Genomic DNA, 19,932 nt, shown 5'->3' with positions numbered 1-19,932 from the left:
TGCCTGCCACGGGCGCCCCGCCGTTGGCGGGGCCGATGCAATACGGGCGCTGGAGGGTCTCCCGTCCCCAGTGCCCCGCGCGCATTCAAACAGGTCAGAGCTCGACTCGGTACTGGGAGTCCACGATAGGTAGCCTCGTCGCTCGTGATCACCCGTGCCGCGGTGGTGCCGCACCCACCTCTTCTGGTCCCGGAACTGGTCGTGGGAGCCGCCGCAGAAACCGAGCCCGTGCGGGCCGCAACCCTTGCCGCAGCAGGAAAACTGCCCGGTCCGTGGGTCGCGGTCGCCGTGGACGACAGCGGCCCCTCGACGTACTCGCCGCCGTTGTCGGGAACTTTTCTCGGTTATGGGGTCGATGTGCCTGTGTCACTCGGCGGTGACCTGCCGCCGGATGCGCGGATTCCGTTGCCCGTGCTGGTCACCGCGTGGCTGAGGGAACACTGCGGAGTCGAGGTGTCACGCGTCGAACTCGTGCCGCCTGACCTGCCCGCTTCCGACTGTGTCTCGTTTGGACAACAACTCGCCGCGGAGGTGAATTCCGGGTCGGAATCTGAGGACGTTGGACTCTTGTTCCTCGGCGACGGCTCCACCCGGCACGGCCCGCGCTCGCCGGGGTCCGACGACGAGCGTTCGGGACCTTTTGATTCTTTGGTCCACACTCTGCTGGCGAACGCCGACGTGTACGGCCTGCTCGGTCTCGACGTCGGCCTCGCCCGTGAACTGGGCGCGCAGGGTCGTGCGGCGTGGCAGGTCCTCGCGGGCGTGCCAGGACCGTGGCGCGGCCTGGGCGCCGAGTTCTTCGCACCGTTCGGCGTGGGCTACCACGTCGCAGTCTGGGAGCGCCCGTGATCACCCCCATCGCAGTCGTCGGACCCACCGCGACCGGCAAGTCCGACCTGGCCGTCGCGCTCGCGGAGCGGTTCGGGGGAGAGGTCGTCAACGCCGACGCCATGCAGCTCTACCGCGGCATGGACATCGGCACCGCGAAGATGCCGCTCTCGGAACGCCGTGGCGTGCCGCACCACCTGTTCGACGTCCTGTCCGTCACCGAGACCGCGTCGGTGGCCGCCTACCAGCGCGAAACGCGGGCCGTCGTCGAGGAGTTGCTCGCCGCCGGCCGTCCGCCGGTCCTCGTCGGCGGATCGGGGCTGTACGTGCAGGCCGTGCTGGACGACCTGAAGTTCCCCGGCACCGACGACGCGGTGCGCCTGCGTTTCGAGGCGGAACTGGCCTCGGCGGGCTCGGAGGCGTTGCACCGGCGTCTGCAGGAGCTCGACCCGGCCGCCGCGATCGCGATCCTGCCGTCCAACGGCCGCCGCATCGTGCGCGCGCTGGAGGTCATCGAGCTGACGGGGCAACCGTTCTCGGCGAATCTCCCCAAGCCCGGCCCCGCCCGTTACGGCACCGTCCAGATCGGCGTCGACCGCGAGGTGTCCGAACTGGACGGCCGCGTCGACCAGCGAGTGGACGCGATGTTCGCTTCCGGCCTGGAAGACGAGGTGCGCGCTCTCGTCCGGCTCGGCCTGCGCGACGGCAAGACCGCGTCGCGCGCGCTGGGCTACCAGCAGGTGCTGTCCGCAATGGACGGAGCCTGCACGATCGACTTCGCCGCGGAGGAGACCAAACGCGCCACCCGCCGGTTCGTGCGCCGGCAGCGGTCGTGGTTCCGGCGTGACCAGCGCATCACCTGGCTCGACGGTGCTCGGCCTGATCTTTTGGAGGCCGCCGGTAACCTTGTCCCGTGGAGTTCGTGAAGGGGCACGGCACGGAGAACGACTTCGTCGTCCTGCCCGACCTCGATGACGCGTTGGACCTGACCGTCGCCCGCGTGCAGGCGCTGTGCGACCGGCAGCGAGGCCTGGGCGCCGACGGCGTGCTGCGCGTCGTGCGCACAGGTGGCTCCGAGGGCAAGTGGTTCATGGACTACCGCAACGCCGACGGATCCATCGCCGAGATGTGCGGCAACGGCCTGCGCGTCTTCGCCCGCTACCTGGTCGACGCGGGCCACCAGCCGCAGGGCACGTTCGTCGTGGGCACGCGCGCGGGGGACCGCACGGTCACCACGCACCCGGACGGGTCCGTCACGAACGACATGGGCCCCGCGCGGGTCACCGGCACGTCCATCGCCGCGGTCGACGGTTCCGGCATCGGGGGCTTCGCGGTCGACGTCGGCAACCCGCACCTCGCGTGCGTCACCGAGGTCCCGGTCGAGGACTTCGACCTCACCGCACCGCCCGGCTTCGACCCGGTGATGTTCCCGCACGGCGTCAACGTCGAACTCATCAACGTCATCGGCGCGGACGCGCTGCGCATGCGCGTCTACGAGCGCGGCGTCGGCGAGACCCGCTCGTGCGGCACCGGCACCGTCGCGTCCGTCGCCTCCTGGCTCGCCGGCCAGGGCAGGACCACGGGCTCGGCGACCGTCGACGTCCTCGGCGGTCAGGTGTCGGTCACCATCGAGCTGACGACGTCGACCCTCACCGGACCTGCCGTGCTCGTCGCCCGCGGCGAGCTCGACAAGTCCTGGTGGGACGCCCTTGCCTGATCCGATACCGCGTAACTGATATCCGATATATCAGTTGAGCTGGTAAATCTCGATCTTCCCGAGCCGGTCGGGCCTGACGACGCTCGGGTTCGAGTCGGGCGCGGTCAGGCAGACGAGCTTGTCGTCGACGACCGCGACGGCGAAGCACGTCTGCGTCGTCTCCACCTTGTTGGTGATCTTGCCGCCCTCGGTCACCCGGAACACCGCGGGCTGCAACGCGGCAGCCACCCAGACGCCGTCCCCGTCGCCCGCGATCCCGTCCGGCGCGATCCCGAACTCCTTCACATCGGCCCACACCCTGCGGTTTTGCAACGATCCGTTGCGGTCTACCGAAAACGAACTGAGCTGGAACGCAACGGTCTCGGCGACGACCAAGATGGTGCCGCTCTCGGACTCACCCGTGGGGTCGGGCAGCAGCGCCATGCCGTTCGGGAACTTGAGGTCCTCGGCGGCGACGCTGACGGACCCGTCGGGCTGGACCAGCGCGAGCGCGGCGCCCGGCGGTTCGAAGTCGGGTTCGAGCAGTCGCGCGATACCGACGTCGTCGATCAGGCCGTGCAGGTCGAAACCGAAGTTGCCGACGTACGCGCGGCCCTCGGAGTCGACGAGCATGTCGTTGGCGTGGAAGGTCGCGATGTCCGATATATCAGCGTGCAGGACCAGGTCGTCGCCCTCCAGGCGACGGACGGTGCGGTCGAGCATCGACACGACGAGCAGGCGTCCGTCGGGCAGCCAGCCGAGGCCCGAGGGCTGGCCGTCGAAGGCGACGACGACCTCGTCGTCGCCCGTCGTGAGGTCGAGGGCGTGTACTTCGCCCGCGTAGAAGTCGGAGTAGTAGAGGCGTCCATCGGGACCGCGTCGCGGCCCCTCGCCGAAGTGAAGACCGTCCCGCAGCACCGAGGTGTCAGCCATGGGCCTCGACGCTAGACGTGGCCGGCAGGTCCCGCATAGAGCGCAGCGGCGAGAACAGCACCCACCCCATTCCGGCCACCGAGCCGATCAGGGAAACCCACAGCGTCGGCACGATCCCGATCCACGAACCGAGTCCGCCGCCCAGCAGCGCGCCCAGCGGCGTCGCGCCCCAGACCACCCAGCGGATCGAGGCGTTCATCCGGCCCAGCAGGTGGTCGGGGCAGATGGCCTGCCGGTAGCTCACCTGGCCGACGTTGTAGACGACGACACCGAACGCGCTGACCGCGAGCCCGGCCATCGCGAACACGATGCCCCAGCCCGGCTTGGTGAACGGCATCAGCAGCACGAACGGCCAGGTCAGCAGTGGCACGAACCAGATCAGCCGCGCCTGTCCGATCAGCACGCCGAGCCGGTGCGCGACCATCGCGCCGAGCACGCCGCCGACACCGCTCGCGCTGAAGATCAGACCCGCCGTGCCTTCGCTCAGCCCGGCCACCCGCAGCAGGAACAGGACGCTGACGGCGTTCTGGATGCCGTGGAAGAAGTTCGACGTGCCGGTGCAGGCCACGATCTTGCGCAGGGTGGCGTTGCCGAAGACGAACCGCAGCCCCTCCATGATCTCGCGGCGCAGGTGCGGATCGGGGTGGCGCTCCGGCACGGTCTCCACGATCTTGATGCGGGACAGGAAGAACGCCGAGCTCAGGTAGCCGAGACCGGTCGCGAGCACGCCGTTGGCCGCGCCGAGGAACTGCGCCACGTAGCCCCCGATCGCCGGCCCCGACACCTCGGCCACGGACATGCTGGCCTGCAGTTTCGAGTTGCCTTCGACGAGCTGGTCGCGTCCCACCAGCGACGGCAGGTACGACTGGTAGGCGACGTCGAAGAAGACCGTGCAGACGCCGACCGCGAGGCTCACGATGATCAGTTGCGGCAGGTCGAGCACGTCCATCCACCACGCGAGGGGCACGCTCAGCATCAGCGCGGCGCGGACGACGTCCATCGTGATCATCAGCGGTTTGCGCCGCATCCTGTCGACCCAGACGCCCGCGGGCAGTCCGATCAGCAGGAACGCCATCGTGCCCGCCGCGGCCAGCAGTCCCATCTCGAACGGTGTCGCCTGCAGCGCACCCGCCGCGAGCAGCGGGATCACCGTCAGCCCGATCGTCGAGCCGAACTGGCTGATGGTGTCGCCGAGCCACAGCCGGCGGAAGTCGTGATGCCCCCAAAGCGCCATGCCGAGAAGTCTGCGCTGAGTGATTGGAAAGTGTCAATCACTTAGACTGTGCTCGTGCCACTCTCCCGGAAGCGACGTCCCGCGACGAGCGACGAAGCCGCGGCGCTGAGCTCTGACCTGCGGCTGCGCATGATCCGCATGACGTTCGACCGCCCGCTCACCAACAAGGAGCTGGCCCAGCGGCTGGGCAGGGACCCGGCCACGACGCTGCACCACGTGCGCAAGCTCGTCGCCGCCGGATTCCTGGAGGCGATGCCTCCCCGCGCGGGCAACCGGGGAGCGAAAGAGATCCCCTATCGGTCGACAGGACTGTCCTGGGAGCTCGACAACAGCGAAAATGCGGTCGCCGTCGGCGAAGCGATGCTGCACGCTTTCCTCGGCGAGGTTGCCGACATCGGGCTCAGTGACGTGGATCAGAGCCGTCTGGTCGTCACCGTCGACCCCGAGGAACTAAAGCAGCGGCTCGCGTCGTTGATGGATGAGCTGGCCGCGCAACCGGTCAAGCCGGATGTTCCCCGTGTGGCGATCTACCTCGCGGTGTATCCGGGGGACTAACTGTCCGTGGGACGATGAAGGGCAAATGACGGAAAACATCCAGAGCACAGAGTTCGACCCGGAGTTCGACGCCACCTGGGAGGAGGACGACTTCTCCACGGGTGATTTCGAACGTGTCGAACGCGCCGCGCTGCGCCGTGTCGCGGGACTGTCCACCGAACTCGAGGACATCACCGAGGTCGAGTACCGGCAGCTCCGCCTGGAGCGGGTCGTGCTCGTCGGGGTGTGGACCGAGGGCACGGCGGCGGACTCCGACGCGTCGATGGCCGAACTCGCCCGCCTCGCCGAGACTGCCGGTTCCGAGGTGCTCGAAGGCCTCGTGCAGCGGCGCGACAAGCCCGACGCGGCGACGTACATCGGCTCCGGCAAGGTCTCCGAGCTGCGCGACGTCGTGCAGTCGACGGGTGCCGACACCGTGATCTGCGACGGCGAGCTCTCGCCAGGCCAGCTGCGTCAGCTGGAGGAGAAGCTCAAGGTCAAGGTCGTCGACCGCACCGCGCTCATCCTGGACATCTTCGCGCAGCACGCGCAGTCCAAGGAGGGCAAGGCGCAGGTCGAGCTGGCCCAGCTGCAGTACCTGATGCCGCGCCTGCGCGGCTGGGGTGAGTCGTTGTCGCGGCAGGCCGGTGGTCGTGCGGGTGGCGGCAACGGCGGTGTGGGTCTGCGCGGTCCCGGTGAGACCAAGATCGAGACCGACCGTCGCCGGATCCGCGCGCGCATCTCCAAGCTGCGCCGCGAGATCGCCGCGATCGGCGTCGTCCGCGAGACCAAGCGGGGCCGCCGCACGGCGAACGAGATCCCGAGCATCGCGATCGCGGGCTACACGAACGCGGGCAAGTCGTCGCTGCTCAACGCGCTGACGGGCGCCGGTGTCCTGGTGGAGGACGCGCTGTTCGCCACCCTCGACCCGACGACGCGCCGCGCGCTGACGCCGGAAGGCCTGCCGTACACGCTGACCGACACGGTCGGCTTCGTCCGGCACCTGCCGCACCAGCTGGTCGAGGCGTTCCGCTCGACCCTCGAGGAGGTCGGCCAGTCCGATCTGCTCGTGCACGTGGTCGACGGCTCCGACGGCATGCCGGAGAAGCAGGTCAAGGCCGTGCGCGAGGTCCTGTCCGAGATCAACGACAAGACCGACACGCCGATGCCGCGCGAGCTGCTCGTCGTGAACAAGATCGACGCGGTCGGCGACCTGGGCATGGCCCGGTTGCGGCACCTGTTCCCGGACGCGTCCTTCGTGTCGGCGCACTCGGGCCTCGGCATCGAGGAACTGCGGGTCCGCATCGCCGAGCTGATGCCACGTCCCGAGGTCGTGGTCGAGGCTCTCGTGCCGTACGCGCGGGGCGAGGTCGTCGCCCGCGTGCACCGCGACGGCGAGATCCTGTCCGAGAAGCACACGGAGTCGGGCACCCTGCTCAGCGCCCGCGTGCGTCCGGACCTCGCCAGCGCGCTCGAGGAGTTCGCGACGAACGGGACGCCTGCTTGATCCCGCCTCCACCCGTGGACGTGTGCCCGGTAGCCATGCAGGAGCTCTCCGGGCTCACGTCCGACGGCAAGCAGTTCTTCGCCGTCAGCGACAGCGACAACGGCACGCTGCGCATCCAGGTCATGGGCCGCGACTGCGTCGTGACGCGCACGATCACCGCGCCCGTCGACCCCTACGACGTCGAAGACCTGGCGATGACGCCGGACGGCACCCTCTGGGCGTCCGACACCGGCGACAACAACAAGTCCCGCTCCACGGTCGCCTTGCACAAGGTCTCGCCTTCGGGCGCCGTGGAGCGGTTCCGCGTCACGTACCCGGACGGCAAGCACGACGCCGAGGCGTTGCTCATCGACAAGTCCGGCACCCCGTACATCGTCACCAAGGAACCCCTCGGTTCCGCGCTGGTATATCGCCCGACGGCTCCGCTCCAAACTGATATATCGGTGCCGTTGGAGCAGGTCGCACGCGTGTCGCTGTCGACGACGGACACTCCGGGAGGCCCCCTGGAGGGCACCCTCGACTCGCGTCTCGTGACCGGAGCCGCCTCCACACCCGACGGCTCCGTCATCGCCCTGCGCACCTACACCGACGCCTACCTCTACCCGGTCCCCGACGGCGACGTCGTGAAGGCGCTGTCCGGCGACCCGGTCCGAGTCCCACTGCCGAACGAGCCTCAGGGCGAGGCCATCGCGTTCGACCCGGACGGCACCCTGCTCTCGGCCTCCGAAGGCACCGGCACCCCGATCCGGGCCGTGGCGGGCGCCGCGGCCCTGGCCCAGCCACCCCCGCCGACGACCACGACACCTCCGCCGGCCGCCGACCAGCCGCAGGCGTCTCCCTCGGAATCGCCGGGCGGCTCGTGGCAGAACTGGCCTCTCGCGCTGACCCTGGGCGGCATCGTGCTCGTCGCCGCCCTCGTCATCGGCCTGCGCTTCCGCCGCAGGGCCTGATTTCTGGGCCTGATTTTCGGGCCTGAATCAGTCCTAGTCCCAGGCGACGGGCATCCGCTCCAGCCCGCCGATCACCAGGCTCGCCCGATGCGGCAACTCCTCTTCCGGCACGGCCAGACGCAGCTTCGGGAACCGCGTGAAGAGCCCGGGAAAGGCGATCTTCAACTCGATCCGCGCGAGGTGCTGGCCGATGCACTGGTGGATGCCGTGCCCGAACGCGAGATGCCCCGCCGTTCCCCGAGCCAGGTCGAGGACGTCCGGATCGGCGTAGCGAGCCGGATCGCGGTTCGCCGACCCCAACTCGACGAACACGGTGTCACCCGCGCGCACGACGACGCCGTCGATCTCGACGTCCTCCAACGCGGTGCGCGCCGTAGCGGGCGTCAAACTGATATATCGGAGCAGCTCCTCGACGGCGGCGCCGGGATCGGTGAGCATCGCCTCCACCCGCGCCCGTTCCCGCAGCAACTCCAGCGCGCCGAGCGACAGCATGTTCGTCGTGGTGTCGAGCCCGCCTCCGAGCAACGCCATGCCCATCGCGGCCATCTCGTCATCGGTGAGTGGCGACTCGCCCGACCCAGCCGGCTCCGAGTGGACGAGGTCGCTCAGCACGTCGTCCGTCGGCTCCGCCTGCTTCGCCGCGACCATCTCCAGCATGAACCGCTGCAGCCGCTCGAACGCCTCGAACATCGCCACGGCTTCACCGGCTCCAGCGCCACTGGCTCCGGTCAGCACCATCGCGTCCTGCTGGAACTCCACACGCCGCTCGTACGGAACCCCCAGCAACTCGCAGATCATCAGACCCGGCACCGGCACCGCGAAGTGCTCGACCAGATCCGCCGGCGACCCCTGCGCCGCCAGCACGTCCAGATGCTCGGCCGTGATCACCTCCAGCCGCTCGGCGAGCAACCGCATCCGCCGCACGGTGAACTGACCGGTCAGCCGGCTGCGGTAGCGGGTGTGCTCCGGCGGGTCGTGATCGGTGAACGCACCAGGCGGCGACGGCGGCGCGTCACCGGGACTCCCCGGCCCGAACGGGTTGTGCATCAGATCCGGCCGGATGCTGAACCGCCCGTCCGCGAGCACCGCGCGCACAGTCGCGTGATCGTGCGCGCGCCAGCCGTCGTGCCCGTCCGGAAACGTCATCGGACTCAGTGGCATTGCTCCCCCCTTGCAACGAGGTCTTTCCCCTACCTGCAAGCTAAAAACGTTTGCGGACGAAGTCAAAAGACTCATTGCAATGGCTTGAAGCGCAAGGCACCATGGGGTTGTGCCTGGTAAACGCCTAGACGAAGAAGAACGGCAGCTCATCGCCCAGTTCCTCTGGGACGGGCTGGGATACTCCGAGATCGGGAGGCGGTTGCAAAGGCCTGCCTCGACGATCCAGCGCGAGGTGACCCGCAACGGCGGCCACAACAACTACCGGCCGGGTGCCGCGCACCGGGCGGCGAGCGATCGGGCGATGCGCCGGATGCCCGCCGTCGACGATCTCGACGTCGACGAGGAGGCGTACTCGTTCGACCGCAGTCCGGCGCAGGTGCAGGAATTCCACCTGAGGCTGGTCGGCGTGTTCCGGCAGACCGGGCTCACGCGCACGGCGGCGCGGATCCTCGCGGAGATCTTCATGACCGACAAGGGCAGCCTGTCCGCGACGGAACTGGTGCTGCGGTTGTCAGTCAGCCCGGCGACCATCTCGCGGTCGACGAGCTACCTGCAGGAGATCGACCTGCTGCACAGCGAACGCGAAGGCAAGCGCGTGCGCTACTTCCTGGGCGATGACCTCTGGTACCGGGCGTGGCTGTCGAGCGCCCAGCGCAACTCGGTCTGGGCGCACACAGGACTGGAAGGTGCCGAGATCTTCGGTCTCGGCACCCCGGTGGGAGCCCGCCTCAAGGACATGGGCCAGTTCTTCGCGTTCGTCGTGGTGGACATGGAGTCCACCCGGCAGAAGTGGCTCGACTTCTTCGAGAAGAAGAAGCACGCCCGCGGAGAAGCTACGGAAGACGCCTGAGCACGGTCACGACCTTGCCCAGGATGGTGGCCTCGTCGCCGTTGATCGGCTGGTAGGCCGTGTTGTGCGGCATCAGCCACACGTGGCCGTCCTTGCGCTTGAACGTCTTCACGGTCGCCTCGCCGTCGATCATGGCGGCGACGATCTCGCCCTGGTCGGCCGTGGGCTGCTTGCGGATCACGACCCAGTCGCCGTCGGTGATCGCGGCGTCGATCATCGAGTCACCGACGACGCGCAGCAGGAACAGCTCACCCTCGCCGACGATCTCGCGCGGCAGCGGGAACACGTCCTCGATCGACTCCTCGGCCAGAATCGGGCCACCAGCCGCGATCCGGCCGAGCATCGGCACGTAGGCGGGCGTCGGCTTGGACATCGGGTCGATACCGGCGTCGATCTCGTTGGGCAGCATCCCGACCGCGCGCGGGCGGTTCGGGTCGCGGCGCAGGAAACCTTTTCGCTCCAGCGCGCGCAGTTGGTAGGCGACCGACGAGGTCGATGTGAGACCCACGGCCTCACCGATCTCGCGCACGCTCGGCGGGTAGCCGAAACGGTCGACCCAATCGCGGATCACGTCGAGCACCTTGCGCTGACGCAGAGTCAGGCCGGCGTTTCCCGCGATCTCGTTCACCTGTGTCTCCACAAGAGCGGGATCCGGGTCGATCGTCTTGCCTGCCACGGTCGCTGTCCTCCTCGCCGCCCCCAGTTCGAATGGGAATCCGGCCTCCGTCGATCTTCGTGGTCGACGGTAGTCGTGTTTGCTGCACAGATCAAACACCTGTTCGAGGTATTTGGGCGCGTGTTGTGGCGTTCGGAGAGTCGGTCTGGTAGAAATTCGCACGGACGTTCGATCGAACCCCTGTTCGATCATGGTGGTTGACCTGCGATGGAGGTCGTGATGGCGGTACTCGTCGAGAAGCGGATGCGGGTAGTTGAAGACGCGGACGTCGCAGCGGGACGTCCACTCCGTTCGGGTCCCCGTGTCATGCCGCGCAGGCCCGCGACCAAGCCGCGCCCGGTCGCGGTGCCGGTGTCGCGCGAATCGAGCTCGTGCGAGGTCCGGCCGAAGCGCGAGTCGGTGTTCGAACTCGTCGCGGTCGGCGTGCTGAGCGCCTTGACGGTGGTCGCGCTCGGCGTGCTCTATCTACAGCAGGCGGGGGTCACCCCGTAGGCCTGCCCCTACATCTTGTGTTTCCGGCGCCCGGCGTGACGTGTTCTCTCCGTCATGTGCGGGCGTCGTTGCGTAATCACCGCTGATCGCTCGCGGTTCCTCCAACAGAGTGACACGCGACGCGCCGTGTCGAGTTGCGTCGACGTCCGCTGCGATCTAGGTTCTACCCCTACATCTAGTGGTTCCACCGTTGTAAGTAGTCCACAGGTTGTGGGTAACCCGACCAGTGTGGCTGCTGCGGTGAGTGCTGCGCTGGGAAGGGGTGAGGTGGCGTGCGGTGTCCGTTCTGCCGTCATTCGGACTCGCGGGTGGTCGACTCCCGTGAGGTCGACGAGGGACAGGTGATCCGTCGCCGCCGCTCCTGCAACAGCTGCAGCCGCAGGTTCACCACGGTCGAAGAAGCGGTTCTCGCCGTGGTCAAGCGCTCCGGCGTGACGGAGCCCTTCAGCCGCGACAAGGTGGTCGTCGGTGTGCGCAGGGCGTGCCAGGGCCGCCCGGTCGACGAGGACGCGTTCCAGCAACTCGCCCAGCGGGTGGAAGAGTCGATCCGGTCGACGGGATGCGCGGAAATCGCCAGTCACGAGGTGGGCCTCGCCATTCTCGGCCCCCTGCGTGAGCTCGACGAGGTCGCTTATCTGCGCTTCGCGAGCGTTTACAGGTCCTTCTCGTCCGTAGAGGACTTCGAGAAGGAAATTCTTGATCTTCGCACTGCGAGAGCCGAGGAAGCACCGGCCGAGCAGTGATCCACGCGCACCAGAGCGCGTGAGACAACCATCTTTTCTAAGCACCAGCACGAGGGAGATCCACCGTGACCGAGACCGTCGGCGGCTCAGCCAAGAAGACAGCCGCACGGGCGGCTGCGAAGCCTGCCGCGCTGAAGATTCAGCGCGTCTACACCACCGAAGGCCGCCACCCCTATGACGAGGTCACGTGGGAGCGCCGCGACGTCGTCATGACGAACTGGCGCGACGGCTCGGTGAACTTCGAGCAGCGCGGTGTCGAGTTCCCCGCTTTCTGGTCGGTGAACGCCACCAACATCGTCACCAGCAAGTACTTCCGCGGTGCCGTCGGCAGCGAGGTGCGGGAGCAGTCGCTGCGCCAGCTGATCGACCGCGTCGTGAAGACCTACGTGGGCGCCGGCAAGGAGCACGGCTACTTCACGGGCGAGCAGGACGCCGAGATCTTCGAGCACGAGCTCACCTACATGCTTCTGCACCAGGTGTTCAGCTTCAACTCGCCGGTGTGGTTCAACGTCGGCACCAGCTCGCCGCAGCAGGTCAGCGCGTGCTTCATCCTCGCGGTCGACGACACCATGGAGTCGATCCTCAACTGGTACCGCGAGGAGGGCCTGATCTTCAAGGGCGGCTCCGGTGCCGGCCTGAACCTCTCGCGCATCCGTTCCTCGAAGGAGCTGCTGTCCTCCGGCGGCACCGCGTCGGGCCCGGTGTCGTTCATGCGCGGCGCCGACGCGTCCGCGGGCACCATCAAGTCCGGTGGCGCCACCCGCCGCGCGGCCAAGATGGTCGTCCTCGACGTCGACCACCCGGACGTCGTGGAGTTCATCGAGACCAAGGCGCGCGAAGAGGACAAGATCCGCGCGCTGCGGGACGCCGGGTTCGACATGGACCTCGGCGGCGCGGACATCGTGTCGGTGCAGTACCAGAACGCGAACAACTCGATCCGCGTGTCGGACGAGTTCATGCACGCTTACGAGAGCGGCAACGACTTCGGTCTGCGCGGCCGTCAGACCGGCGAGGTCATCGAGCGCGTCGACGCCAAGGAGCTGTTCGGCAAGCTCGCGAAGGCCGCGTGGGAGTGCGCCGACCCCGGCATCCAGTACGACGACACGATCAACGACTGGCACACCTGCCCCGAGTCGGGCCGCATCACCGCGTCCAACCCGTGCTCGGAGTACATGCACCTCGACAACTCGAGCTGCAACCTCGCGTCGCTGAACCTGATGAAGTTCCTGAGCGACGACGGCAAGTTCGACGCCGTCACGTTCGCCAAGGCCGTCGAGCTGATCATCACCGCGATGGACATCTCGATCTGCTTCGCGGACTTCCCGACCGAGCCGATCGCGGACACCACCCGCAAGTTCCGCCAGCTCGGCATCGGCTACGCCAACCTCGGCGCGCTGCTCATGGCCACCGGCCACGCGTACGACTCCGAGGGCGGCCGCGCGCTCGCCGCGACCATCACCTCGCTGATGACCGGTGTCTCGTACCGCCGTTCCGCGGAACTCGCGGGCATGGTCGGCGCGTACGACGGCTACAAGCGCAACGCCACGGCGCACCAGCGCGTCATGCGCAAGCACGCCGCCGCCAACGACCTGATCCGCACCTACGGCGGCAACGACTCGGCGACGCACAAGGTCGCGACCGAGGCGTGGCAGCAGTCGCTGGAGATCGGCGCGAAGAACGGCTGGCGCAACGCCCAGGCGTCCGTGCTGGCCCCGACCGGCACCATCGGCCTGATGATGGACTGCGACACCACCGGTATCGAGCCGGACCTGGCCCTGGTCAAGTTCAAGAAGCTCGTCGGCGGCGGCTCGATGCAGATCGTCAACCAGACGGTGCCGCGCGCTCTGAAGGCTCTCGGCTACCTGGACGAGCAGGTCGAGGCGATCGTCGAGTTCATCGGCGAGCACGGCCACGTCGTCGACGCGCCGGGCCTGCGCCGCGAGCACTACGAGGTCTTCGACTGCGCCATGGGCGAGCGTTCCATCGCGCCCATGGGCCACGTGCGGATGATGGCGGCCACCCAGCCGTTCCTGTCCGGCGCGATCTCCAAGACCGTCAACATGCCGGAGAACGCCACGGTCGAGGACGTCGAGGAGATCTACTACCAGGGCTGGAAGCTCGGCCTGAAGGCGCTCGCGATCTACCGCGACAACTGCAAGGTCGGCCAGCCGCTGTCGGCGGGCAAGGGCGCGAACAAGGGCGCGGAGGCCAAGGCCGCGGAAACGGTCGTCGAGTACCGCCCGGTCCGCAAGCGCCTGCCGAAGAAGCGCCCGTCGCAGACCGTGTCGTTCACGGTCGGTGGCGCCGAGGGCTACCTGCACGCCGGTTCCTACCCGGACAACGGCCTGGGCGAGATCTTCGTCAAGCTGGGCAAGCAGGGCTCCACGCTGGCCGGCGTGATGGACGCGTTCTCGATGTCCATCTCGGTGGGCCTGCAGTACGGCATCCCGCTGGAGTTCTACGTCTCGAAGTTCCAGAACCTGCGCTTCGAGCCGGCGGGCATGACCGACGACCCGGACGTGCGCATCGCGACGTCGGTGCTGGACTACCTGTTCCGCCGCCTGGCGCTGGACTACCTGTCCTACGACAAGCGCGCGCAGCTCGGCATCTTCACCGCCGACGAGCGTTCGACACAGGTGGCCGGCGAGTACGGCGCCCCCGTGTCGTCCGACGTGGACCTCGAGGGTCTGCGCGGGTCGGTGGAGGCCGCTCCGAAGCAGGTCGAGGCCGCCGTCGAGACGCCGAAGCACGTGGGTAGCTCCACCGAGCTGCTGGAGCTGCACCTGGGCAAGGCCGCGGACGCGCCGCTGTGCATGACCTGTGGCACGAAGATGCGTCCGGCCGGCTCCTGCTACCTGTGCGAGGGCTGCGGCAGCACGTCCGGCTGCAGCTGATCGGTGATCGCTGCCTGCTGGGGAACTGTTCCTCAGCAGGCAGCGACGATCACTGCGGTCAGAAGAGGCTCTTGCGAGCTCGCACTGCTTGTGCCTCCGGAAGTGTGACTCCGTGACGGTCGGCCAGTTTTCTCTCGGCCTCCGCGATCACGCAGGCGATCGTCGACGGATTGAGGCGGCCCTCTCCGAAATGGATGATCGCCTTCTCGAACTCGCCGTCAAGTGCATCGGCGAAGTCAGCAGCCAGGGCACGTCCGTCAACGCCGGCTTCCAGGATGCACTCGATCGGCTTCCTGTCGAACATGGTCTCGAACTCTTCGAAGCCGCGGACTGTCCAGTAGGTGTCGTAGAGCGGGACGTTGGTCGTCCGCAGTGTCGGGTCCGCCCAGTGACGCGGGCACGATGTGGCACTTCTCCAGCCGCGACTTGTCAGCGCAGCGCCAGCAGCGCTCGTGGGCTTCGTTCCAGTCAACGCCAAAGCCGCACGCGCCCTCCCGCTGTCGGCGGCCCGTTACGGCAGCTTGATGCCGTGACGGTCCGCCAGCTTCTTCTCGATCTCCGCGATCACACACGCGATCGTCGACGGGTTGAGCCGGCCCTCCCCGAAGCGAAAGACGGTCTTCGCGAACTCGTCCGCCGCCAGCGCCCGGCATTCGGCGTTCAACGAGCGGTGGTCGACCGCCGCCTCCTTGAAGCACTCCAGCGGCTTGCGGCCGAAGATGATCTCGAACTCCTCCCAGCCGCGCAGCGTCCAGTACGTGTCGTTGGACGACATGGACGTCGCGCGCAGCCACCGCCACAGGTACTGCGGATCCAGGTGGCTCGGCGACTCGCTGACGCAGCGCCCGCACAGCAGCACCACGTTGTCCGTGGTGCGACTGCCGCCCATTGACGCAGGCACGACAAGGTGTTGCTCCAGTGAGGACCTGTAACCGCAGCGCCAGCAGCGTTCGTGGGCCGTGCTCCAGTCGAGGCTGAGATCGACCTCGTGCTCGACCCAGTACGCGACGATCTGCCGGTTGCTGATGCTCATGTGGTCCTCTCCCCAGTCGTTGACTCCCCTGTCGGTCATGAAGGCGATTCCGTTTCGCCTACCCGCAACTGATAGAACATCTCGCATTAAGGGGGAGAGATGCCTTCGTTCGACGACTTACGCCGTTACCTGCTCGGTCAGCTCAACGCCGCTGTCCGGCGTCCCGGCATGTACGGCGGTGAGGCGGTGATCCTCACCCTGCTGGACGCGCTTGCGTTCGCCGACGACCGCACGGACCGGTGGCAGATCGAGCTCGACGCGCTGGTGAAGCGCGGAGCGGCGAACGCGGCGATGGTCAGCGGCGCGGTGCACGAGGCGCTCGGGCATCGCAGCGAGGACGTCATGGCGTCGGTGTACGCGGATCTCGCGCACCGGCAGGGTTGGCTGTCGCTCGACGCCGACAGCCGCATCCCCGGTGTGCTGGGGGAGCGGGACTGCCTGCTCGACGACGTGATCGCCGAGTACGGCGAGCCGCCGCTGTGGCTGGGCGGCACGAATCCCAAGTACTCGAAGACGCTCGGCTACCCGGACCGGTCGGGGGCGCTGGTGTTCTTCCACTTCATGCCGGAGATGCGGCTGATGGCGACCCGGCGCGGCGACGGTGGCTTCCGCGACAGCTTCGTCTTCACCCCTGCCGGGCTGTCGCGCTGACCATCTCTGCAACTCAGTGATGAGCGGCGTCTGCCGGTGTGCGGACCACGCCAGCGCGATGTCCTCGATCGGCACGTGCACGAGGTCCTCGCGCGAGTAGATGCTCCGCGACCGCTACGAAGCACCGCAGCTTCCGCAGCTCCAAATCCATGTGCCCAGGGCAGGTCAAACCGGTAAAATCGCAGGTGATGCGCATAGTTCTGCACACTCGTGCGCGCCTGGACCTCGCATACGCCTCGCTCGACGGGCTCTCCGTCGGCGACGCTCTGGGCGCACAGTTCTTCATGGTTGGCCGCTCGTTGCCCGACCTCGCGGCTGGTAAGCCGCCACGGGGTCCGTGGGAGTGGACCGACGACACCGAAATGGCCTGCAACCTCGTCGCCGAGCTTCGTGATCACGGCGACGTCGACCAAACCCGGCTCGCGGCGACGTTCGCCGATCGCTGCGAGCCCTACCGCGGTTACGGCGCGGGGGCGTTCACCATCCTGCGCAAGATTCGCCAGGGCACGCCGTGGAAAGAGGCGGCCTCCAGCGCGTTCGACGGGCAGGGCTCGTGCGGCAACGGCGCCGCGATGCGGATCGCACCGCTGGGTGCCTACTTCGCCGACGACCATCAAGTCGTTACGGCGCAAGCGATCCGGGCCAGCGAGGTGACGCACCAGCATCCGGAGGGCGTCATGGGCGGCCTCGCCGTGGCGCACGCGTCGGCCGTCGCGGCCAAGGCACGGCTGACGGGCGCGCCACCACGTGATCTGCTCGGGACGGTGCTCGACCACCTCGAAGACTCGTTCGTGCGCAAGGGAATCGAGAAGGCACGCAAGATCGGCAACGCCGAGGAGGCCGCGTACGTCCTGGGCAACGGCTCGCGCGTGACGGCGCAGGACACCGTGCCGTTCACGCTCTGGGTCGCGGCCCACCACCTCGGCGACTACCGCGCCGCTATCACGACGTGTGTCAGGGCGGGTGGTGACATCGACACCACGGCCGCGATCGTCGGCGGCATCGTCGCGAGCCCGCCGAAGCAGTGGCGACGGGAACGTGAACCCCTTCCGGACTGGGTGAGCCGCTCTGAACAGGAGTTTTGATCTCGGCGGAGTGATTTATTCATCGCCTGTTGAGTTTTTGGCCGAACGCTCGTAACCTCCTCCTCAGCGGAACCTGGAGGGGTGACCATGGCGCTCACGATCGACTTCAAGTCCATCGACGGCTCGATGCTCGCCACGGTCGGCGGCAAGGCCGCGAACCTCGGTGAGCTCACCAGCGCCGGCCTGCCGGTTCCGCAGGGCTTCTGCGTCACCACGGACGCCTATCGCGCCGTAGCGCAGGCCGACGAACTGGCGAGCACCACTCCGGAGAACGCTCGCAGGACGTTGCTGGAAACCCCTGTGCCGCAGGACATCCGGGACGCGATCGTCGCCGAGTACCGCGAACTCGGCGACGACGTACCAGTGGCAGTCCGGTCCAGCGCCACGGCCGAGGACCTGCCGTTCGCGAGCTTCGCGGGCCAGCAGGACACGTTCCTCAACGTCGTCGGCGAGGACGCGGTGGTCGACGCCGTGCGCCGGTGCTGGGCGTCACTGTGGACAGATCGCGCGGTCAGTTACCGCGACACGAACGGCATCGACCACACCACCACCTACCTGGCCGTTGTCGTGCAACGGATGGTGCAGTCCGCGGTGTCCGGCGTGATGTTCACGGCGAACCCGGTCACCGGCACGCGCGACCAGATCGTCATCGACGCGAGTCCTGGTCTCGGTGAGGCCGTGGTGTCCGGTGCGGTCAACCCCGACCACTTCGTCGTCGACGGAGGCGAGATCGTCGAGAAGCGGCTGGGGGACAAGAAGTTCGTCATCCGCTCGCTACCCGGCGGCGGCACTGAGCACGTCGAGGTCGGCGAGAGCGACGAACAGTGCCTCACCGACGGGCAGATCCACGCGCTCGCCGTCCTCGGCCGCAAGGTGCAGCAGCACTACGGGTCGCCGCAGGACACCGAGTGGGCGATCGACGACGACGGCGACCTGCACCTCACCCAGGCGCGCCCGATCACGACGCTGTTCCCGTTGCCGGACAACCCGGACGGCAAGGCGCACGTCTACTTCTGCTTCAGCCTCGCGCAGGGTCTCGAACGCCCGATCACGCCGATGGGGCGCGCGGTGTTCCGGGAGATCGCCAAGTCCGCTTTGGAGATCGTGATCGGCGACCCGAAGAGCAAGTCCTATGTGGAGGCAGGCGAGCGCATCTTCTTCGACGCCACCAAGGCGTTGCAGAGCAAGGTCGGCCGCGAGTTCATCACGCGGCTGCTCGGCGTGATGGAGGCGCGCTCCTCCGAGGTGCTGCGCGGCCTGTTCGACGACCCGAGGTTCGCGATCAGGAACTCCTCGCCGGCGCCCGCGGTGAAGCGCGTCCTCCGGCTTGGCCGCCGGTTCAACGTGCCCGTGACGGCGATGAAGGCGCTGGCGAACCCCGAGAAGGCCGTGCGGAACGCGTTGCTGCTGGAACGCGAGATCCTGGAAAAGTCCAAGGCGCTCTCAATTGAGCAGGCGCTGCAACAGTGCGTCGTGCCCGTGCTGCCCCGGCTCGCGCCCACCGCGCTGATCGGGTTCGCGATGCTCGGCCTGGTCGGCAAGGTCGTGAAGACCAGGCCGGGGGAGCTGCAGACCGTCCTGCGCGGCCTGCCGAACAACATCACCACCGAGATGGACATGGCGATGTGGGACCTGGCACAGGAGATCCGCCACGACCCCGTCGCGCTGCGGCAGTTCCAGAACGGCGAACGCCCCGCTGCGCTCGACCGGTTCCTCGCACGGTGGGGTCACCGCGCCGTCGCCGAGATCGACCTCGGCCTGCCGAGGTGGTCCGACGACCCCGCGCACGTCATCGGTGTCGTGAAGAACTTCCTGCGCCTGGAAGGAGACCAGGGCCACCCGGACGCGGTCTTCGCCCGTGGCGCCGCCGAGGCCGAGGCGATGATCGACACGCTCGCCAGGCGCGCTTGGGGCCGTGGCTGGTTCGTGCGCTTCGCGTTGCGCCGCACCAGGTTGCTCGCCGGCCTGCGGGAGTGCCCGAAGTACCTGATCATCACGTTGTTCGGCGCTTTGCGGCAGCGCGTCACCGATATCGGCGCCCAGCTCGTCGCGGCCGACCGGCTCGACACCGCGGACGACGTGTTCTTCCTGAACTTCGAGGAGATGCGCTCCCCGCAAGGCGATCTGCGCCCGCTCGTGGCCGGGCGTCGTGAGGTCTACGGCCGCGAGATGCGACGCAGGCACATCCCGCGCGTGCTGCTGTCGGACGGCACGGAACCCGAAGCCGTGCACCACGGTGCGCCCGTAGAGGGTGATCTCGTCGGCACACCGGCGTCGGCGGGCACGGTCACCGGCATCGCGCGTGTCGTGATGGACCCGGTCGGCGCCCATCTCGAACCCGGCGAGATCCTCGTGGCGCCGTCGACCGATCCCGGCTGGACACCGCTGTTCCTGACGGCGGGCGGCCTGGTGATGGAGATGGGCGGCGCGAACTCGCACGGCGCGGTCGTGGCGCGGGAGTACGGCATTCCCGCGGTCGTGGGCGTGCGCGAGGCTGTGACGAGGATCAAGACCGGGGAGCGGATCACCGTGGACGGCAGCACCGGCGCGGTCATTACACTGGACGACGGGTCGTGACTGGCGCAATCGAGGTGGAGCACCACCGGGAAGCGGCCCGGACTGACTGAAGCCGCGCGCCTGGGCGATTTCACCTGTGGAGGTTGCC

At 68.1% G+C, this 19,932-nt stretch carries 19 protein-coding genes and 1 riboswitch; of the genes, 13 read left to right on the top strand and 6 right to left on the bottom strand.

What is annotated here, in order from left to right:
- The first annotated feature begins 144 nt into the window (after nucleotides 1-144).
- From SK854_RS29110 to dapF, 3 genes are read left to right on the top strand one after another with little or no spacing between them, the layout of a single operon-like run.
- Nucleotides 145-849 carry a class III extradiol dioxygenase subunit B-like domain-containing protein gene (locus SK854_RS29110; RefSeq protein ID WP_319978311.1) on the top strand — a complete coding sequence of 235 codons (705 nt, stop codon included), beginning with the start codon at nucleotides 145-147 and terminating at the stop codon, nucleotides 847-849.
- The gene (gene miaA / locus SK854_RS29105) at nucleotides 846-1,754 is read left to right on the top strand and encodes a tRNA (adenosine(37)-N6)-dimethylallyltransferase MiaA (protein WP_319978310.1); all 909 of its coding nucleotides are present in this window, start codon (nucleotides 846-848) and stop codon (nucleotides 1,752-1,754) included. The genes SK854_RS29110 and miaA overlap by 4 nt, the downstream gene beginning before the upstream one ends.
- Entirely contained in the window at nucleotides 1,742-2,545 is an 804-nt protein-coding gene (gene dapF / locus SK854_RS29100; protein ID WP_319978309.1) for a diaminopimelate epimerase, read from the top strand. Before miaA ends, dapF begins: the two co-directional genes overlap by 13 nt.
- Before the next feature lie 30 nt (nucleotides 2,546-2,575).
- Here dapF and SK854_RS29095 read toward each other — a convergent pair whose 3' ends face one another.
- Both SK854_RS29095 and SK854_RS29090 read right to left on the bottom strand, forming a co-directional pair.
- Nucleotides 2,576-3,457, bottom strand: coding sequence for an SMP-30/gluconolactonase/LRE family protein (locus SK854_RS29095; protein ID WP_319978308.1), 882 nt, complete (start codon nucleotides 3,455-3,457; stop codon nucleotides 2,576-2,578).
- Nucleotides 3,450-4,691 carry an MFS transporter gene (locus SK854_RS29090; protein WP_319978307.1) on the bottom strand — a complete coding sequence of 414 codons (1,242 nt, stop codon included), beginning with the start codon at nucleotides 4,689-4,691 and terminating at the stop codon, nucleotides 3,450-3,452. The genes SK854_RS29095 and SK854_RS29090 overlap by 8 nt, the downstream gene beginning before the upstream one ends.
- Before the next feature lie 54 nt (nucleotides 4,692-4,745).
- On the opposite strand from SK854_RS29090, the gene SK854_RS29085 reads away from it, so the two are divergent.
- The 3 genes from SK854_RS29085 to SK854_RS29075 are packed head-to-tail and all read left to right on the top strand — an operon-like array spanning nucleotide 4,746 to nucleotide 7,682.
- Nucleotides 4,746-5,246 (top strand): ArsR/SmtB family transcription factor, encoded by a 501-nt coding sequence (locus SK854_RS29085; RefSeq protein WP_281251353.1) that lies wholly within the window; start codon nucleotides 4,746-4,748, stop codon nucleotides 5,244-5,246.
- A gap of 25 nt (nucleotides 5,247-5,271) precedes the next feature.
- Nucleotides 5,272-6,732, top strand: a complete 1,461-nt coding sequence (gene hflX, locus SK854_RS29080; protein ID WP_319978306.1) for a GTPase HflX — start codon at nucleotides 5,272-5,274, stop codon at nucleotides 6,730-6,732.
- Nucleotides 6,729-7,682, top strand: a complete 954-nt coding sequence (locus SK854_RS29075) for an SdiA-regulated/phytase-like domain-containing protein (RefSeq protein WP_406601841.1) — start codon at nucleotides 6,729-6,731, stop codon at nucleotides 7,680-7,682. Before hflX ends, SK854_RS29075 begins: the two co-directional genes overlap by 4 nt.
- A gap of 33 nt (nucleotides 7,683-7,715) precedes the next feature.
- Here the strand turns inward: SK854_RS29075 and SK854_RS29070 are convergent, their stop codons facing one another.
- Nucleotides 7,716-8,828: a cytochrome P450 gene (locus SK854_RS29070; RefSeq protein WP_319978305.1), complete on the bottom strand. Its 1,113-nt coding sequence runs from the start codon at nucleotides 8,826-8,828 to the stop codon at nucleotides 7,716-7,718.
- Nucleotides 8,829-8,952: 124 nt separating this feature from the next.
- On the opposite strand from SK854_RS29070, the gene SK854_RS29065 reads away from it, so the two are divergent.
- Nucleotides 8,953-9,693, top strand: a complete 741-nt coding sequence (locus SK854_RS29065; RefSeq protein WP_319978304.1) for a GbsR/MarR family transcriptional regulator — start codon at nucleotides 8,953-8,955, stop codon at nucleotides 9,691-9,693.
- On the opposite strand, the gene lexA is transcribed toward SK854_RS29065, so the two are convergent.
- Entirely contained in the window at nucleotides 9,677-10,354 is a 678-nt protein-coding gene (gene lexA / locus SK854_RS29060) for a transcriptional repressor LexA (protein WP_402915616.1), read from the bottom strand. The genes SK854_RS29065 and lexA overlap by 17 nt on opposite strands.
- Nucleotides 10,355-10,588: 234 nt before the next feature.
- On the opposite strand from lexA, the gene SK854_RS29055 reads away from it, so the two are divergent.
- From SK854_RS29055 to SK854_RS29045, 3 genes are all read left to right on the top strand, one after another.
- Nucleotides 10,589-10,861 carry a hypothetical protein gene (locus SK854_RS29055; protein ID WP_319978303.1) on the top strand — a complete coding sequence of 91 codons (273 nt, stop codon included), beginning with the start codon at nucleotides 10,589-10,591 and terminating at the stop codon, nucleotides 10,859-10,861.
- A 272-nt stretch (nucleotides 10,862-11,133) separates the two neighbouring features.
- Nucleotides 11,134-11,604: a transcriptional regulator NrdR gene (nrdR, locus tag SK854_RS29050; protein WP_030464916.1), complete on the top strand. Its 471-nt coding sequence runs from the start codon at nucleotides 11,134-11,136 to the stop codon at nucleotides 11,602-11,604.
- Nucleotides 11,605-11,669: 65 nt separating this feature from the next.
- Nucleotides 11,670-14,498, top strand: coding sequence for a vitamin B12-dependent ribonucleotide reductase (locus SK854_RS29045; RefSeq protein ID WP_319978302.1), 2,829 nt, complete (start codon nucleotides 11,670-11,672; stop codon nucleotides 14,496-14,498).
- Nucleotides 14,499-14,556: 58 nt separating this feature from the next.
- Here the strand turns inward: SK854_RS29045 and SK854_RS29040 are convergent, their stop codons facing one another.
- Together SK854_RS29040 and SK854_RS29035 are read right to left on the bottom strand one after the other, a co-directional pair.
- Nucleotides 14,557-14,802 (bottom strand): hypothetical protein, encoded by a 246-nt coding sequence (locus SK854_RS29040; protein WP_319978301.1) that lies wholly within the window; start codon nucleotides 14,800-14,802, stop codon nucleotides 14,557-14,559.
- A 207-nt stretch (nucleotides 14,803-15,009) separates the two neighbouring features.
- Entirely contained in the window at nucleotides 15,010-15,570 is a 561-nt protein-coding gene (locus SK854_RS29035) for an HNH endonuclease (protein ID WP_319978300.1), read from the bottom strand.
- Between the two features lie 60 nt (nucleotides 15,571-15,630).
- On the opposite strand from SK854_RS29035, the gene SK854_RS29030 reads away from it, so the two are divergent.
- From SK854_RS29030 to SK854_RS29020, 3 genes are all read left to right on the top strand, one after another.
- Nucleotides 15,631-16,182 (top strand): hypothetical protein, encoded by a 552-nt coding sequence (locus SK854_RS29030; RefSeq protein ID WP_319978299.1) that lies wholly within the window; start codon nucleotides 15,631-15,633, stop codon nucleotides 16,180-16,182.
- A 188-nt stretch (nucleotides 16,183-16,370) separates the two neighbouring features.
- A complete protein-coding gene (locus SK854_RS29025; RefSeq protein ID WP_319978298.1) occupies nucleotides 16,371-17,267 on the top strand; it encodes an ADP-ribosylglycohydrolase family protein in 897 nt (298 codons plus the stop codon).
- Nucleotides 17,268-17,354: 87 nt separating this feature from the next.
- Nucleotides 17,355-19,844: a PEP/pyruvate-binding domain-containing protein gene (locus SK854_RS29020; RefSeq protein WP_319978297.1), complete on the top strand. Its 2,490-nt coding sequence runs from the start codon at nucleotides 17,355-17,357 to the stop codon at nucleotides 19,842-19,844.
- Nucleotides 19,831-19,917: riboswitch (ZMP/ZTP riboswitch) on the top strand. (Overlaps the previous gene by 14 nt.)
- The last annotated feature ends 15 nt before the right edge of the window (nucleotides 19,918-19,932 follow it).

Origin of the sequence: Lentzea sokolovensis, assembly GCF_033949975.1 — a bacterium.
Lineage (GTDB): Bacteria > Actinomycetota > Actinomycetes > Mycobacteriales > Pseudonocardiaceae > Lentzea > Lentzea sokolovensis.
This window is presented reverse-complemented; position numbering and strand designations above follow the sequence as displayed.